The organism is Novosphingobium sp. ERW19 (genome assembly GCF_012641315.1).
Classification (GTDB): Bacteria; Pseudomonadota; Alphaproteobacteria; order Sphingomonadales; family Sphingomonadaceae; genus Novosphingobium.
This window is the reverse complement of sequence record NZ_JABAIC010000024.1, coordinates 1-15,563: the sequence shown is the minus strand read 5'-3', so window position 1 is coordinate 15,563 and position 15,563 is coordinate 1. Positions and strand designations below refer to the sequence as shown.

The 15,563-nt window shown below is 61.2% G+C and carries 14 protein-coding genes, 2 pseudogenes and 1 other annotated feature; of the genes and pseudogenes, 9 read left to right on the top strand and 7 right to left on the bottom strand.

Going from position 1 to position 15,563, the window contains the following annotated elements:
* Positions 1 to 139: 139 nt before the first annotated feature.
* Positions 140 to 3,067: a MobF family relaxase gene (gene mobF, locus HGI46_RS21520; protein ID WP_168905795.1), complete on the top strand. Its 2,928-nt coding sequence runs from the start codon at positions 140 to 142 to the stop codon at positions 3,065 to 3,067.
* A gap of 70 nt (positions 3,068 to 3,137) precedes the next feature.
* Positions 3,138 to 3,377 (top strand): hypothetical protein, encoded by a 240-nt coding sequence (locus HGI46_RS21515; RefSeq protein ID WP_125955283.1) that lies wholly within the window; start codon positions 3,138 to 3,140, stop codon positions 3,375 to 3,377.
* A gap of 23 nt (positions 3,378 to 3,400) precedes the next feature.
* On the opposite strand, the gene HGI46_RS22315 is transcribed toward HGI46_RS21515, so the two are convergent.
* Genes HGI46_RS22315 through HGI46_RS21495 form a run of 4 tightly spaced genes read right to left on the bottom strand, consistent with a single transcriptional unit; the run spans position 3,401 to position 4,979 of the window.
* Positions 3,401 to 3,598 carry a hypothetical protein gene (locus tag HGI46_RS22315; protein ID WP_125955284.1) on the bottom strand — a complete coding sequence of 66 codons (198 nt, stop codon included), beginning with the start codon at positions 3,596 to 3,598 and terminating at the stop codon, positions 3,401 to 3,403.
* Positions 3,598 to 3,903: a DUF5818 domain-containing protein gene (locus tag HGI46_RS21505; RefSeq protein ID WP_168905794.1), complete on the bottom strand. Its 306-nt coding sequence runs from the start codon at positions 3,901 to 3,903 to the stop codon at positions 3,598 to 3,600. The genes HGI46_RS22315 and HGI46_RS21505 overlap by 1 nt, the downstream gene beginning before the upstream one ends.
* Positions 3,900 to 4,325 (bottom strand): hypothetical protein, encoded by a 426-nt coding sequence (locus HGI46_RS21500; RefSeq protein WP_206065889.1) that lies wholly within the window; start codon positions 4,323 to 4,325, stop codon positions 3,900 to 3,902. Before HGI46_RS21500 ends, HGI46_RS21505 begins: the two co-directional genes overlap by 4 nt.
* A 12-nt stretch (positions 4,326 to 4,337) precedes the next feature.
* Positions 4,338 to 4,979 carry a helix-turn-helix transcriptional regulator gene (locus HGI46_RS21495; protein ID WP_168905793.1) on the bottom strand — a complete coding sequence of 214 codons (642 nt, stop codon included), beginning with the start codon at positions 4,977 to 4,979 and terminating at the stop codon, positions 4,338 to 4,340.
* 624 nt (positions 4,980 to 5,603) lie between these two features.
* Between HGI46_RS21495 and HGI46_RS21490 the strand changes: the two genes are divergently transcribed.
* From HGI46_RS21490 to istB, 6 genes and pseudogenes are all read left to right on the top strand, one after another.
* Positions 5,604 to 5,777, top strand: a complete 174-nt coding sequence (locus HGI46_RS21490) for a hypothetical protein (RefSeq protein ID WP_162896123.1) — start codon at positions 5,604 to 5,606, stop codon at positions 5,775 to 5,777.
* A gap of 159 nt (positions 5,778 to 5,936) precedes the next feature.
* Positions 5,937 to 6,679, top strand: a pseudogene (locus tag HGI46_RS21485) (IS3 family transposase); the annotation flags it as partial.
* Positions 6,218 to 6,334, top strand: a sequence feature (AL1L pseudoknot). Its footprint overlaps the pseudogene before it by 117 nt.
* A 637-nt stretch (positions 6,680 to 7,316) precedes the next feature.
* Positions 7,317 to 8,846: a group II intron reverse transcriptase/maturase gene (gene ltrA / locus HGI46_RS21480; RefSeq protein WP_206065888.1), complete on the top strand. Its 1,530-nt coding sequence runs from the start codon at positions 7,317 to 7,319 to the stop codon at positions 8,844 to 8,846.
* Positions 8,847 to 8,919: 73 nt separating this feature from the next.
* Positions 8,920 to 9,405: pseudogene (locus HGI46_RS21475) on the top strand (IS3 family transposase); the annotation flags it as partial.
* Between the two features lie 9 nt (positions 9,406 to 9,414).
* Positions 9,415 to 10,965 (top strand): IS21 family transposase, encoded by a 1,551-nt coding sequence (istA, locus tag HGI46_RS21470; RefSeq protein WP_168905796.1) that lies wholly within the window; start codon positions 9,415 to 9,417, stop codon positions 10,963 to 10,965.
* The gene (istB, locus tag HGI46_RS21465) at positions 10,955 to 11,734 is read left to right on the top strand and encodes an IS21-like element helper ATPase IstB (RefSeq protein WP_118074405.1); all 780 of its coding nucleotides are present in this window, start codon (positions 10,955 to 10,957) and stop codon (positions 11,732 to 11,734) included. Before istA ends, istB begins: the two co-directional genes overlap by 11 nt.
* Positions 11,735 to 12,052: 318 nt before the next feature.
* On the opposite strand, the gene HGI46_RS21460 is transcribed toward istB, so the two are convergent.
* Positions 12,053 to 13,897, bottom strand: a complete 1,845-nt coding sequence (locus tag HGI46_RS21460; protein WP_168905791.1) for an FAD-binding protein — start codon at positions 13,895 to 13,897, stop codon at positions 12,053 to 12,055.
* A 56-nt stretch (positions 13,898 to 13,953) separates the two neighbouring features.
* On the opposite strand from HGI46_RS21460, the gene HGI46_RS21455 reads away from it, so the two are divergent.
* Positions 13,954 to 14,304: an EthD domain-containing protein gene (locus HGI46_RS21455; protein ID WP_118074401.1), complete on the top strand. Its 351-nt coding sequence runs from the start codon at positions 13,954 to 13,956 to the stop codon at positions 14,302 to 14,304.
* A gap of 24 nt (positions 14,305 to 14,328) precedes the next feature.
* Here HGI46_RS21455 and HGI46_RS21450 read toward each other — a convergent pair whose 3' ends face one another.
* Together HGI46_RS21450 and HGI46_RS21445 are read right to left on the bottom strand one after the other, a co-directional pair.
* Positions 14,329 to 15,180: a uroporphyrinogen decarboxylase family protein gene (locus HGI46_RS21450; protein ID WP_346766792.1), complete on the bottom strand. Its 852-nt coding sequence runs from the start codon at positions 15,178 to 15,180 to the stop codon at positions 14,329 to 14,331.
* Positions 15,080 to 15,532: an IS5 family transposase gene (locus HGI46_RS21445; protein WP_206065887.1), complete on the bottom strand. Its 453-nt coding sequence runs from the start codon at positions 15,530 to 15,532 to the stop codon at positions 15,080 to 15,082. The genes HGI46_RS21450 and HGI46_RS21445 overlap by 101 nt, the downstream gene beginning before the upstream one ends.
* Positions 15,533 to 15,563: the final 31 nt, after the last annotated feature.

Genomic DNA, 15,563 nt, shown 5'->3' with positions numbered 1-15,563 from the left:
TCGAGTGATGCCGCCGCGCGCAAGCTGATGATCGAGGATGGTTTGCGGGAGCACGAGCCTCCGCCGATCACTGGTCCGGATCTTGGCGACATGGAGATGTGAGCATGTCGCCAACTGCCTTAGCGTTGGGGACCGATCGATGCTGTCGGTAGCCAATGTCCGCACCGCTGGCGGCGCGGCCAACTACTTCGCTGCCGACAATTACTACACGCGGGCTGATGCCGATCGCTCGGGTGAATGGCTGGGCAAGGGCGCTGCCGCGCTCGGGCTCGAGGGGACCGTCGACGCACGGCAGTTCGAGGCGGTTCTTAAGGGACTGCTCCCCGATGGCAGCCGCGTCGGCAGTGACAACCGGGCGCACCGGGCGGGGACCGATCTCACCTTTTCGATGCCGAAAAGCTGGTCGGTCCTCGCTCTGGTGGGCGGCGACAAACGGATCCTCGATGCCTACGCGTCGGCCGTCCGGGAAACCCTGCGCTGGGCCGAGAAGAACCTTGCCGAGACCCGGATGGAGGTTCGGGGCAGAGAGCGTGCGGTCCAGACCGGCAACCTTGCGATCGCGCTCTTCCAGCACGACACCAACCGCAACCAGGAGCCCAACGCCCACTTCCATGCCGTCATTGCCAATGTGACGCGAGGGCCCGATGGTAAATGGCGGGCGCTGCGCAATGACAAGCTCTGGCAGCACAATACTTTGCTCAATGCCATGACGATGGCGCGGTTTCGGCTAAGCGTCGAGAAGCTCGGTTACGAGGTCGGGGAGTTCGGCAAGCACGGCAATTTCGAGGCCGTCGGTGTGCCCAAAGATGTGCGCGATGCCTTCAGTTCGCGGCGGGCGGAGATTCTCGACCGCCTGGCAACGATGGAAGGAAGGGGGCTCGCCGCTCGCAGCGCAGCAAACCTCATGACCAGGGCCGACAAGGGGCGGATCGAGGATCGCGATGCGCTGCGGCAGCAGTGGCAGGAAGCGTCTGCGAGGCTGGGCTTTGATCCCGCCACGGTGATTGCCAGAGCCAATGCTCGCAGCGCGCAGGACCTTGGCAATGTGACCGGCTTGAGGCCAACGATGCGCGCGCTTGTCCGCAATGTTCAGGACCTTGCAACCTCCTTGGCCGAGCGGCTTGGCCTACGGGAAGGTGACCCGCTGATACCCTCCCGGCTGACCAACCGCAGTGTCGAGCAGGTCGCCGCAATTCATGCAGTCGCCTCGGCTGTGCGGCATCTGGGCGAGCGGGAGGCGGCGTTCACTCGGGCCGAGATCTACCGTGCGGCGCTTGGCTTTTCGCTCCCGACCTCGCTCGCTGACATCGAGCACCGCGTCGACCAGCTTCTCCGCCAAGGGCATCTGGAGAAGGGCAGGGGCGCCGACCGGGAACTGCTCACGACACGCGACGCCATAAGCCTCGAGCAGCGCATCATTGCCGGGGTCGAAGACGGGCGCGGCGCCGCGCCGGCGATTGTTTCTCCCGACATTGCCGGGTCCCGGCTGCAGGCCCTGTCCCAGATCAAATACGGGCTGACCTTAAATGCGGGACAGGAAGGGGCAGGGCGTCTGCTGCTCGGCTCGAACAACCGTATCGTCGCGATCCAGGGCGTCGCGGGCGCAGGCAAGAGCACGGTCCTCAAACCTGTCGCCGATATCCTGCGCGAGGAGGGTAGGGGTATACTCGGGCTCGCGGTGCAGAACACGCTGGTCCAGATGCTCGAGCGCGATACGGGTATTCCATCGATGACGGTGTCGCGGTTCCTCGGCCGGCACCGCGATCTCCTGGATGGGGCCGATGCGGACCGTCTCGCCGAGGCGCGGGCCGACATGCGCGGCACCGTCGTGCTGCTCGACGAAGCCTCCATGGTCGGCAATGCCGACAAGGAAAAGTTGGTGCGCCTCGCCAACCTGCTCGAACTCGGCCGCTTTGCGAGCATAGGTGACCGCAAGCAGCTGGGTGCCGTCGATGCCGGAAAGCCGTTCGATGTGATGCAGCAGGCCGGCATTGAGACGGCCGTCATGAGCACTAATCTCCGCGCACGGGCAGATGGCCTTCGAGCTGCACAGCAGGCGGCGCAAGAAGGGCGCATCGAAGACGCCATGCGCCATTTGGCACCCCAGGTGATTGAGGCGGGGAATGATGCTGCTGTCGAAGCTGCCGCAGCCTGGCTGTCCCTGTCGACAGCCGAGCGCGAGGCAACCGCAATCTATGCCTCAGGCCGAAACCTGCGCAGCGCCGTGAACGATGCGGTGCAGACCGGCCTCAAATCCAGCGGCGAGCTTGGTCCTGAAACCATGCAGCTCCGGACCCTTTCGCGCGTCAATGTGACCCGCGAGGAGCTGCGCTATGCGAGCACCTATGCGCCCGGCATGGTGGTCGATGTCGCGCGGCGTCAGCGCAGCCAGGGCCTTGCAGCAGGCGAATACCGTGTGGTCGGAACCGATGTGGCACGCGAGCGGGTCACGCTGGAGAACGCGCGTGGCCGCCAGTTCGAGTTTCGTCCCGGTCAGATCAGGCCGCAAGGTGAGCAGGATCCGCTGCGCCTGTTCGAAGTTCGCGCCCTCGACATTTACACCGGAGACAAGGTCCGGTGGACCGAGACCGATCACCAGCGGGGCCTCCTCAATGCCGACCAGGCCCGGATTGTCGCAATCGACAATGAGGCTGTCGTGGTAAAGACATCCTTGGGCGCAGAGCACAGGCTGGAACAGGGCGACCCGATGCTTCGCCGTCTCGATCTTGCCTATGCGCTCAATGCCCATATGGCTCAGGGGCTGACCTCTGATCGCGGCATTGCTGTCATGGACAGCCGCGAGCGCAATCTGGCCAATCAGCAGACGTTCCTGGTGACAGTCACGCGCCTGCGCGATGGTCTCACGCTATATGTCGATAATGCTGGCAAGCTCGAAGCGGCGGTCGAGCACAATGCCGGCATGAAGCGCTCGGCACTCGAAACGGTCGATCTTCTCCGCGATGCGGCAGCCAAAGGGCAGGCCAAAGATCGTGTGGCTCCAGCACCGGATCGCAAGCCGCCAGAACTTGACCGGTCGATCACGAAGCCGTTCGAGATCGGCATCTAGCGTCCCACTAGCCTCATGCGTCCGCACATGGCCGGTTGACGTGAAGTTCTTTATTTGTTCTCATTGACCCATGCCCCGAATCTCCGATGATATCCTCCTAACTCATCTCGAAGTCGCGCTGGCCGTTGCGCCGGAGCACACGCTCGTCCGTCTCAATGCCGATGATCCACGCGCCCAGCGCAGCGCCAGGGTCGATCTGGCTCGTCATCTGGTCGAACGCATGCGCGGTTTCACCATCGAAGGCGACAGCCAGGGCTGCCCAGGCGCGCAGCCGTGCCTGTTTCCGGGCGATCTGTCGCCGATCGGATGAACTGGTCGTCTTGTCGAGGAGGGTTACTGTAGTGGCCGGTCCGGGGCGTTGGAGCTCAGCTGGACAATTCGCTCGGCGATAGCCTGCCATGTCCGAATGCCCGCCTCGTCGCCAGCAAGTGCGAGCGCCCCAATCTGCTCGGCGACGTGCAAGGGAGCCTTGTCCCCATGAGTTTGCAAGACATCGTTGGCGCAGGCCCAGAGCTCCCAGTCGCTCAGCATCAGCCCAGCAGGCTGACGACACCGCCAACCGTCGCATATAGGCCATAGGCGACGAAGGCTGCGGCAAGGAGGAATTCGAGCCGGAGTTTGAATGCAGTCGGTCGAGGCTTTCCGGCAGGCCATATCTGGTCGCAATCAAATCCGTTGAACCCTGAACGCTCCCCGACCACTTCGACGCGGGCACCGATGAATTTCCGTACCTGGCGGGTGTTGTCGAGTTCCCAAGTCCCGCCACCATCGGTGCGCAGCACCGGACCGTTGGCCGCCCATTCGACGATGCCGGTCAGATGCGTGGTGCTGCTCACCGGCAAGCCGGGCCTTTCCAGTAGCGATCCCAGCGCAGGACAGTGCCGGTCTTGATCATGGCGCATGACAGATCGGCACCTGACGGCAGACGGCACCAGGCAGCGGTCCTGTTGCCGCCAGCGGCCCCCTCGGAACGGCATGTCAGCCGCGGACCTCTGACCACCACGTGACCGGTCGAGATTGTTCCCTTGGCACCGCCCATCAGATGTACAAGGGCGTCGCGCGCCTCAATTGCCGTGGCATTTGGGCAGGGCTGATTGGTGCGGCAGGTGCCGTCCATTTCCCGGGCCGCGATGCCCGCGATCCGCAGGTGAGGGCCTTCCGCACACCAGACCGGACCGTCACCATCCCAGACATGAGTCGGTGTGCAGGTAAAGGTCTGTCCGGAAGCGACGATCGAAGCGGCAAGGAGGGCAAGCATCAGAATGCTACCTTAGAGCGCCCGACCAAACCAGAGAACCCGTCCGACGATATTGAGCGTGCGTTTCTCAAGGCCGCGCCAGCTTGGATAGGCAGGGTTGTCGCTCAGAACCGACGCGCGCTTGCCCTGCGGTTCAAGGGCAATCCGCTTTACGCTCAGCATGTCATCCATGCGCAGCACATAGATCCCGTCTCTCAGCCGAGACTGGCCATCCCCGAGATCGACCATGACCTCGTCGCCATCGTGGAGGGTAGGCTCCATGGAGTCCCCATGCACCGCGATAATCGAGAGGCTCGTTGCCTTGCTTGCGGTCAGTCGGCGCAGCCACTTCTCGTCGAAGCCGAACTGCGCGGATTTGGCTTCCATTTCGGCCAGAGCGCCGTGGCCGGCCGATGCCTCGACATTGAGAACCGGCACATGGACCAGTTCGACGACCGGACCTGAGCGACGGGCAGGGGCTCCAAGAATCTTCTCATCGACCCCGAAAAATCGCGCCAGAACCGAGCGATCCTGCTCGTCCAGCTGCCTCGGGCTGCCGCGCCGAATATACTGCTGGATGTAAGCGGCATTGCGCCCCAACAGGCGCGAAACCGAGGAGTAATTCACCCCTCGTTGCTGGATCAGTTGGTCCAGGGCTCTCCGTGCGTCGTCCATGACTGCCAGTCCTATCGCGGGCACCTAGGAAAATCGATCCTAGACTCTAGGAAGCCTTCCTAGTAAGAACATAACAGGAACGCAAGCTTAAAGCGAGTCTATGGCGATGGAGCTATTGGAGCAGATCGAGGCATATTTGGTGCGTAGCTGCGTTTCGCCCAGCACGTTTGGCAGGCTAGCGGTTAGGGATCCTAGGCTCGTCGGAGACCTGAGGGCCGGCCGAAAGCTTAGGCAGAGGACACGAGAGCGTGTGAATGCGTATCTTGCCACCCGGGGTTAGATGGTTAGCACCGACATTGCTGCCGTTCGGGCGATTTCTCGCGACTTAATAGTGGACATCTGTTGATACCGCTTGGGCTGCGCTGTCTGGTTGCGACGCTACTCAAGAAGCGAGCCCGCGGCGCAGAGCATGAGCTTCGCCTGCTGTACTACAGCGAATCTTCGCCGGGAAGGATGGGCTGTCGAAGCCATGGATCGCGCCAGACACGACGATGAGTTCGGTTGGCGCGCTGGCGTTGTTGAGGCACTGGACATTGTGCACTTGGTTGGTCCACGATAAAGACGCTGTGGTGCTCTTCCCGGCACGCCTCCCCCTCAGTAAGGTGCTCCCAAAGGGGTTCCTGCTTGTCTGATTCAGCGCTTTTCATTTCCGGTTCTCTGTTCACGACTGATTATCTGGCTGAAGCTATCAAGGCTGATCCAGCATATCTGGCGATAGATGTAGACGGCCTTCGTATTGCGCTGGAGAAGATCGCCGCTGCATTCCCGCAAAGTCACAAGACTGTTGATTGCCACTGAGATTTGACCCGGGAGGGGCATAAATTTCCACTGAGAAGTGACCCATGTTCTGACCTTTCCCCTGGCTTTGGCTTCGGGGGAACAAGGAGTGATCGACATGGCGTTATGAACCGCCCCGGGATTGTCGGAGGCCCTAACTCCTGAGAGGAAGGGTCTACGATGAGCAAGACGACGAACAAGTTTGCCCCTGAGGTTCGTGAACGGGCGGTCCGCCTGGTGCTGGATCAGGAAGGTGAGCATCCATCCCGCTGGGCAGCGATCACATCCATAGCCGCCATGATCGGCTGCTCGGGGCACACGCTGCTGGAGTGGGTGAAGAAGGCCGAGGTGAACAGCGGCAAGCGTGCCGGCGTTCCGACCGAGTTGGCAGACCGCTTGAAGGCGCTGGAACGCGAGAACCGGGAGCTTCGCCAGGCCAACGAGATCCTTCGCAAGGCGTCTGCATATTTTGCCCAGGCGGAGCTCGACCGCCCATTCAAGCGATGACCAGCTTTATTGATGAGCATCGGGGTGAGTATGGGGTCGAGCCGATCTGCCGGGTTTTGCCGATCGCCCCATCCACCTACCATGAGCGTGTGGCGCAGCGTCGCGATCCGTCGCGCTTGTCGCCACGTGCTCAGCGTGACGAGGCGATGAAGCCCGAAGTTCGGCGCGTGTTCGACGCCAACTTCAAGGTCTATGGCGTGCGCAAGGTGTGGCGGCAGATGCAGCGCGAGGGCTTCGATATTGCCCGATGCACGGTGGAGCGGCTGATGCGCGATCTTGGCCTGCAGGGCGTGATCCGGGGCAAGCCAGTGAAGACCACGATCAGCGACAAGGCCGCACCGTGTCCGCTCGATCAGGTGAACCGCCAGTTCCACGCCCCGGCACCGAACAGGTTGTGGGTGTCGGACTTCACTTACGGTGCGCCTCGTCCCGGATGGTCCGGGGTGCATATGACTGGAATGCAAAGGAGAAAGGAGGAATTGAACGAACGCCTTGCCCTCTGCTGTGAGGGGGCATGAGCCCAAGCGGCGGTGACCTGCCGTCAACTGGCAGGGTGACGTAGCCCGCAGGTAAAGGGGATTGAGGCGAAGCCGTTACGCCAAGATGGTCCCCGAGGCTGTAGCGCTGGAAGGTTGAGGAACACGAACCGGTTAATCCGCATCCGAGGGCTGAAATGTCGCCTTCGCCTACACGGCTTAACAGGCGGAATGCTGATGATGGCGCCGGAGACGTATGTCGGCGGCATCCGAATGTGGCCGGAAATGTAGCCCGTCCCCATGGAGCCATGGAGAGAATGCAGCCAGGCCATGGCATCGGCATCGACTTGCGGGACGCAAGGACAAGGACTGCGACCGGCAGCCTCCCCAGCGCGCGAAAGTCCAGCAAATGAACGAGGGAAGGCATGATGGAATGCCAAGGGAGTTGGCCCCGATGTCCACCATGCTGGCGGAGTCCCCGTAGTAGTCCGCGACAGGGAAAGCCTGTCACATGGCGAAGGGGGACAGTTCAATCAGCTTGAAGTGCAAACTACCTGACCAAACGAGGTGAAGACCTTTGATAATCAGCGAAATGCAGCACAAGCTCGCGACGTGGGCCGAGAGCGACCAGAACCGCAAGTTCGATCGCCTTCTCCGGCTCATTGCCGATCGGGCGTGGCTTGCCGAGGCGGCTCGGATCGTGCTGGCGTCGAGTGGCGCCAATACGCCGGGCATCGACGGAATGGACAAGCGACGGATGCAGGCCGTACTGGCAGAACAGCTGGCCAGTCTGCGAACGGACTTGCTGACGGGGAGTTATCACCCGCAGCCGGTCAGGCGAATCTATATCCCGAAAGCCAATGGCAAGAAACGACCACTTGGTATCCCGACCCTGAAAGACCGCATCGTCCAGCGCGCGATGCTGATGGCCATGGAGCCGATCTGGGAAAGCGACTTCCATCGCCTCTCCTACGGCTTCAGGCCGGAACGCAGCGTGCATCACGCTGTCCGGACCGTGAAGATACAGTTGCAGGATAGTGGTGCCGGAGCGCGGGGCCGCTGGATCATCGAAGGTGATCTGGCGAGCTACTTCGATACGGTCCACCACCGGCTTCTGCTTCGCTGCGTTCGGCGGCGAATCCGGGATGATCGGTTTGTTGATCTGCTCTGGCGATTCCTGAAGGCGGGCCACGTCGACCGTGGCCTGTTCGTCGCCTCAAGCGAAGGTGTACCGCAAGGCGGCGTGCTGTCGCCGCTCCTGTCCAACATCATGCTCCATGAGTTTGATGCGTGGCTGGAAGCGAAATACCTGAGCGACAAGGCGCGAAAGGATCGCTGGGCATGGAACTTCGGCATCCAGCAGGGGCGCCCCATCACGGTTCGCGAGAACCGGCAATGGAAACCTGCTGTCGCCTACTGCCGTTACGCCGATGACTTCGTTGTCATCGTCAAGGGCACCAAGGCACATGCCGAGGCCATCCGCGAGGAATGCCGGGCCTTTCTGGAAGACGACCTGAAGCTGACGTTGAATATGGACAAGAGCCATATCACCCACGTCGACGACGGGTTCGTGTTCCTCGGGCACCGGATTATCCGCAGGCGGGGATCGAGCGGACGCATGTCCGTGGTCTCGACGATACCCAAGGAGAAGGCCAAGACCTTCGCTCGCCGATTGGTCGAGGCACTCTCCGGCAATCATGAGGTTGCCGCGGTGGACATGATCGACGGCCTGAACCGCCAGCTGGCGGGATGGGCTGCGTTCTACAGGTTCACCGACTTCACGGCGCGCACATTCCGGCGCATCGACACCGTCGTGTTCTGGAAAATGGCGCACTGGTTGGCGCAGAAGTACCGGTCCCGTATCAAGCCTTTGATGCGTAAATGGTACCGCATGCCGGAAACCGGCCAATCGAAGACGTGGCTCGTCTACGGTCGAAGCAATCAGGTCAATGCCGTCGGCAAGGCGCTGCGACGACTGGTCACAAGCCAGAAGATGCAGTTCCGGTGGCGGAATCCGGAGCGAAATCCCTACATCTATCGGGACGAGCTCCGAAACACCGTCACCTCCCGCTATCATGATGTCGCCATGGCCTTGGGCCAAGGTTGAATAGAGAGCCGTATGCGCTGAAAGGTGCACGTACGGTTCGGGGAGGGGAAGCGCTTATGCGCTTCCTACTCCACTCGCGACGTGGTCGGGGTTCGTCTACGTGGCCTTCGTAATCGACGTTTACGCCCGCTATATCGTGGGCTGGCGGGCGAGTAGAACGGCGCACGCCAGCTTCGTGCTGGATGCCCTGGAGCAGGCGATCCATGATCGGCGCCCAGTCCATCGTGGCGGCCTGATCCACCACAGCGACCGCGGCAGCCAATATGTCTCGATCAAGTATACCGAGCGCCTTGCCGAAGCCGGGATCGAGCCATCGGTCGGGAGCGTCGGCGACAGCTATGACAACGCCTTGGCCGAGACGATCAACGGTCTTTACAAGGCCGAGGTCATCCACCGGCGGGGACCGTGGCGATCATTTGAAGCCGTTGAATACGCCACGCTCGAATGGGTGGACTGGTTCAACAACCGGCGCCTCCTCGCGCCTATCGGCAATATCCCACCCGCCGAAGCCGAGGCGCGCTACTACGCCATGCTGGACGAAACCCCCATGGCCGCATAAATTAAGCCAATTGGCCTCCGGCAATCCCGGGGCGGTTCATTACTGAGTGTAATTCGACGCTGGCATTTCCGTCAGCACATCCCGATCCGAGAGATTGAGCGGCGCACTGGATTGTCGCGCAACACGATCCGCAAGTACCTGCGGGCGGATGCGGTTGAGCCGAAGTTCAAGGTTCCGGCACGGCCGAGCAAGCTGGACCCGTTTGCGGAGAAGCTATCGGCGTGGCTGCGGATCGACGCCAACAAGTCACGCAAGCAGCGGCGCACGGCCAAGCAGATGTGCGCCGATCTCGTGGTTCTGGGCTATGATGGTTCCTACAACCGCGTGGCGGCGTTCGTGCGGGCCTGGAAGGCCGACCGTCAACGCGACGCCCAGACGAGTGGGCGCGGGACTTTCGTGCCGCTGGTGTTCCAGCCAGGCGAGGCATTCCAGTTCGACTGGAGCGAGGACTGGGCCATAATCGCCGGCAAGCAGACCAAGCTGCAGGCCGCACACACCAAGCTGGCGCACAGCAAGGCCTTCATCGTGCGGGCCTATCCGCTCCAGACCCATGAGATGCTGTTCGACGCCATGACCCAGGCCTTCCGGGTTCTGGGTGGCGTGCCGCAGCGCGGGATATTCGACAACATGAAGACGGCAGTCGACAAGATCGGCACCGGCAAGGCCCGCCAGGTCAACGCCCGCTTCGCCGCCATGGCGAGCCACTATCTGTTCGAGCCCGAGTTCTGCAACCCGGCCTCGGGATGGGAGAAGGGCCAGGTCGAGAAGAACGTTCAGGATGCACGGCGGCGACTGTGGCAGGTGATGCCAGCCTTCCCGGATATCGATGCGCTCAATGCCTGGCTTGAGGTGCATTGTATCGCGCAATGGGGCCTGATCCAGCATGGTGTCCTGCCCGGGACCATTGCTGATGCGCATGCCGCCGAGGTTGCCAGCCTGATTCCGATGGGGCGGCCCTTCGACGGCTTCGTCGAGCATGCCAAGCGGGTATCTCCGACCTGCCTGATATCATTCGAGCGCAACCGGTACAGCGTGCCCGCCTCCTTCGCCAACCGGCCGGTGAGCGTGCGGATCTACCCCGAGCGCATTGCCATTGCGGCCGAAGGACAGATCCTGTGCGAACATGAGCGGGTCATCCAGCGATCTCATGATCTGCCGGGACGGACGATCTATTACTGGCGGCATTACCTCGCGGTGGTCCAGCGCAAGCCCGGTGCCCTACGCAACGGCGCCCCATTCACCGAGATGCCGGCAGCGTTCCGGCAGTTGCAGGGCCAGCTTCTGCGGCATCCCGGCGGCGACAGGGAGATGGTGGAGATATTATCGCTGGTCTTGCATCATGACGAACAGGCCGTGCTGCGTGCCGTGGAACTCGCACTGGAGGCCGGCGTCGCGACAAAGACCCATGTCCTCAATATCCTGCACCGCCTGATCGACGGCAAGGACGCTATTCCGCCAAGGATCGATGCCCCGCAGGCCCTGATCCTGCGGCACGAGCCCAAGGCGAACGTCGCGCGCTACGACACACTGCGGAACAAGGATCTGCGCCATGCGTCATGATCCTGCCAGCGCCGCCGTCGTGGTCATGCTGCGCGCACTCAAGATGTACGGGATGGCCCAGGCTGTCAGTGACCTGACCGAACAGGGGGCGCCCGCGTTCGATGCAGCCGTCCCCATCCTCTCCCAGTTGCTCAAGGCCGAGCTTGCCGAGCGCGAGGTCAGGTCCATCGCTTACCAGATCAAGGCGGCCAGGTTCCCCGCCTACAAGGACCTGGCCGGGTTCGACTTCGCTTCCAGCGAGGTCAATGAAGCCATGGTTCGCCAGCTCTACCGCGGGGAGTTCATCGATGGCGCTGACAACGTGGTGCTCATCGGTGGGCCCGGCACCGGCAAGACGCACATTGCCACCGCGCTCGGTGTGCAGGCCGTCGAGCATCATCGCAAGAAGGTCCGCTTCTTCGCCACCGTCGATCTGGTCAATGCGCTGGAACAGGAAAAGGCCCTGAACAAGGCAGGTCAGCTTGCCGAGCGCCTTCTGCGTCTCGACCTCGTCATCCTGGATGAGTTGGGATACCTGCCGTTCAGCCCGTCAGGCGGCGCGCTTCTCTTCCATCTGCTCAGCAAGCTTTATGAGCGCACCAGCGTCGTCATCACAACCAACCTCAGCTTCAGCGAATGGTCCGGCGTGTTCGGCGATGCCAAAATGACAACCGCGCTGCTCGATCGCCTCACTCACCACTGCCACATCCTCGAGACCGGCAATGACAGCTTCCGGTTCAGAGCCAGCTCGGCCGCACCCAAAACCAGAAAGGAAAAATCACCCGCTTGACCTCAAACCCGCACCGCGGGACATAACCACCACCCGGGTCACTTCTCGATGAAAATCCCGGGTCAAATCTCAGTGGCAATCAACAGTCAAGGCTCTCATCGAGGAAGTTGGGGGGCTTGGCGTGCCGCTCTGATTTTCCTTCAGGTTTGGTTAGAGTCCATTGTGAGCTGAGCCTGGCCCCTAGTCTGGTCCGGTCATTGCGAGAAAGACCTGCTCTTTTTGCATCAGTGCAGGCTAGCCTGCACTGGTGCAAAAGGGTGCTCCGCCGGAGTTTGGTGACCGGTGGGATAGGAAGAATATCAGGCCGGCAGACTCTCGTTAAGACTGCGGGGCCAGCGGGGGGCAAGTCACGACTTCCCTAGGCTCATGCGCCAAGGTCTTATGATCGGTTGCTTCTTGCGCAATTGTTTTGGCGGCTAGATAACCGAAAGTCAGAGCCGGTCCCAGCATTGCGCCTGCTCCGGGATATGTTCCGCCCATTATGCTCGATGCGGCTGTGCCAACCGCGAACAAGCCTGGGATTTCAGTACCCCTATCCGTCAGGACACGCCCCACTGAGTCTACGCGGATTCCAGCAAAAGTGCCAATGTCGCCAGGTATCATCCGGATTGCGTAGAAAGGTCCCTTCCCAAGGGGGGCAACGCAGGGATTCGGCTCGTTGGCTGCATCACCGGCTGCTCGCTCGTATGCCGTTCCGCCCTTATTGAACAGCGGGTCATCACCCCGGATGGCATGACTGTCATGGGCTGCAACGGTTTTGACGAGACCCTCGGCATCGATTCCCAGTTTCCCGGCAAGATCTGATAGTGTCTGGCCTTTTAGCAGATACCCATTGCGCAGAAATGGCGAAATCCGGCCCGGCGAAGCCGGAACACGACCGAGACCATAGGCCCGAAGGTGACGATGGCTGGTGACGAGGTAGAACTCTGCGCTGGCCTTGCTGGCACTATGCCGGAGCATCTGCCCTACGAAATCGTGATAGTTGGTCGCCTCGTTGGCGATCCTGTTGCCGCTGCCGTCAACTACGATCACCCCTGGCTTTGCCCTGTCGCCAAAGTGGGGGGTTAGCCAGTCTGCGCCATCCGGTCTGGGAATTATGGACACCGGGGTGAAGGCTGCGGGCTGCACAAGAGTGTTATCGATGCTTCCGCCAAGCTTGCGAACAAGATCGAGGCCCGAGCCGTCATTGGTGTCAGGCAAGTGTGAGCGATGCTGCTGGCCGGCCCTGACATGCGGCAGGAATTCGATTTGCTTCTGACGATTTCCCGAGAAGCTGCCGGTAGCGATGACGACGGCACGGTGCGCATTTACCTGTCGCCGACCTGATGGATGCGCGACTATGGCTCCGAGCACCCTGTCGTGTCTGCGGACCAGCTCCAGGGTTGACGTATTTGTCCAGAGGGCAACCTTCCGCTCGATAAGTGTCAAAGTCAGCCTGCCGACCAAGGCGTTGCCCATGACCATTCGGGTCCCGCGACGGTGGCCCAGCAGGCGATCGCGCATGTGTTTGGCAAGCATGCCGCAGACATGCAGCAGGGACGGCAATGATCGCGTGAAGCGCGAGAAATGAGGAATGTCGAGCCGACCGAGGGACATCCCGCCGAAGATCATCGATGCCGGCATGGGCGAGCGGATTGTCTTGAAATGTTTGCCCAGGCGACGGCCGTCGAACGGCACGGCGCCCAACGACCTGAGCCCCTTGGTTGCGCCCTCCAGGTCAGTGAAGTAATCGACAACTGTTTCGAGCAGTTCATACTTGAGATGGCTGTTGTCTTCGAGGAACGCCAGGGCTGTGGCAGCGTTCCTGACATAGGTTTCAACCCTGTCCCGATCGAAATTGTCGCCAATCACGCGTGCGAGATACCCGATCGCTGCTTCTTCGCTGTCATTGGCAGATCCACCTGCCTGGCGGTTGAGCGGTACCCAGACCTCGCCACCGGAAATCGCACTGGGACCACCAATATGCGCTGCATGCTCCGTCAGGATGACTTTGAGACCAAGAACGGCGGCAGTGACCGCCGTAGCAAGGCCAGCAGCACCTGAGCCGATAACCAGGACGTCACAATCGAAAACCTCATCCCGCATATCGAACTTCCAAATTTCCGTAGCCGTATTTGAATTGACCAGGAGGCAAGGTCCATCTACTAGCATTGTATGCAGCATGTCGACAATGTGTCAATGTGGATGCAGCTCTTCGGGGTGCATTGATGGAGTGACAAATGGTCAAGGTGATGTGGTTCCTTCGCAAGGCGGGACACCTGTCGATGGAGGACTTTCGTCAGTGGTGGCTTGAAGGGCACGCCCCCATGATTGCTGCCCGGCAGGGCCATCTTATCTCGCGCTATGTCGTGAACGTTAGCCTAGCCGACGATCTCCCTGGTGGGACTGGCGTCGAGGCTGGCTGGGATGGAGTCGCGGAGGAATGGTTCGAGACCATGGAAGATGCAAGACAGGCCTTCTCGCTTCCTTCGGCCCCTGAAACGCGCGCGGACGTGATGGCGCATGTTAGCGCTATGGCCCGCTTGGTCGTCTCGGAAGATTGCATACTCGACTGGCCTTCCAATCGCTAATCGGCCAGTTCTATCAGGTCGGAATCAATTCGGGATCTGCAGGACTTTGCGGGCCAGCAACAGATTGCCGGATGGCGCTTCACCTTCAAGCGCACAGCCCGCTCCCAACATGAAATTACGCGGGCCAACCTCTTCTATGACTGCGCGAACCTCAGCTTCGATCGCTTCCGGTGTGCCCGAAACCAGCGTTCCAGCCTGATCCATCCCGCCCACGAGGGTTTGGCTGAAGAGTCTTCGGCCATCAGCAAGGCTGGGGTTGTTCGCTTGCGGTGCCCAGTTGACTGCATGAGCTGGGTAGTCGCGATAGGCCTCCATTCTCAAATCGCCGCCGCACATGTGAAGGAGGTTGAACTCGGAGCCGGAATCAAGAGCGGCCTGGAGTATCATTCGGTCATGGACCGAGACATATTCTCTGAACTGCTCGGCCGTGAACCGGCCGCGCTCTCCGCCATTTGCAGAAAGGAACAAACCAGACACGCCCAGTTCCAGACAGTCCTGGGTGAATTCGCACAGACTTTCGGTGATCACGCCGAGGCCTGCCAACGTCGATTGGGGATCTTCGCGAAGATGCGCCGTGATCCTGTCAAACCCGACATCACTGAAATCAAGCTGGCCAAGCATGTTGTCATTGGCCGTAGCGAAGGAATTGAACATCGTGACGATGATCATGCAATCGTCGCCGATTGCGTCGAGAATCCGCCTGAGCCCATCGAGGTATTCGACCCTCACCGCGTCGTGCCGCGAAGCGGGTTTCAGCCGCCGCCAGTCGCTGAGACTAGGCGGCGTGGACAAATTTGAGCCAGTATCTGGCGGTGGCGAGATGGACCATGCCGAGGAAGCTGTTGGCGAGTTGATCGTAGCGGGTGGCGATGGCACGGTTGATCTTGAGATGGCCGAACATGCGCTCGATGCGATTGCGCTGGTTGTAGAGCGTCCGGTCATGCTCGATCTTCACACGACGGTTTGATCGACCGGGGATGACAGCCTTGATATCCCGTTCGGCAAGGTCGGCCCGGATGGCGTCTGCGTCATAGCCCTTGTCCGCAAGCAGTGCCTCGGGCGCATGTTCCGGCAGACCGATCAGGGCATCATAGGCTTTGCAATCTGCCGCCTCGCCGACTGTCAGATGGAAGGCGAGCGGTCGTCCGAGGGCATCAGCCAGGCAGTGAAGCTTACTGGTGAACCCGCCCCGCGAGCGGCCAAGAGCGCGTCGATGAGTCCCCCTCATATGATGAGTTGCAGGTCAAGGAGGTATGTCG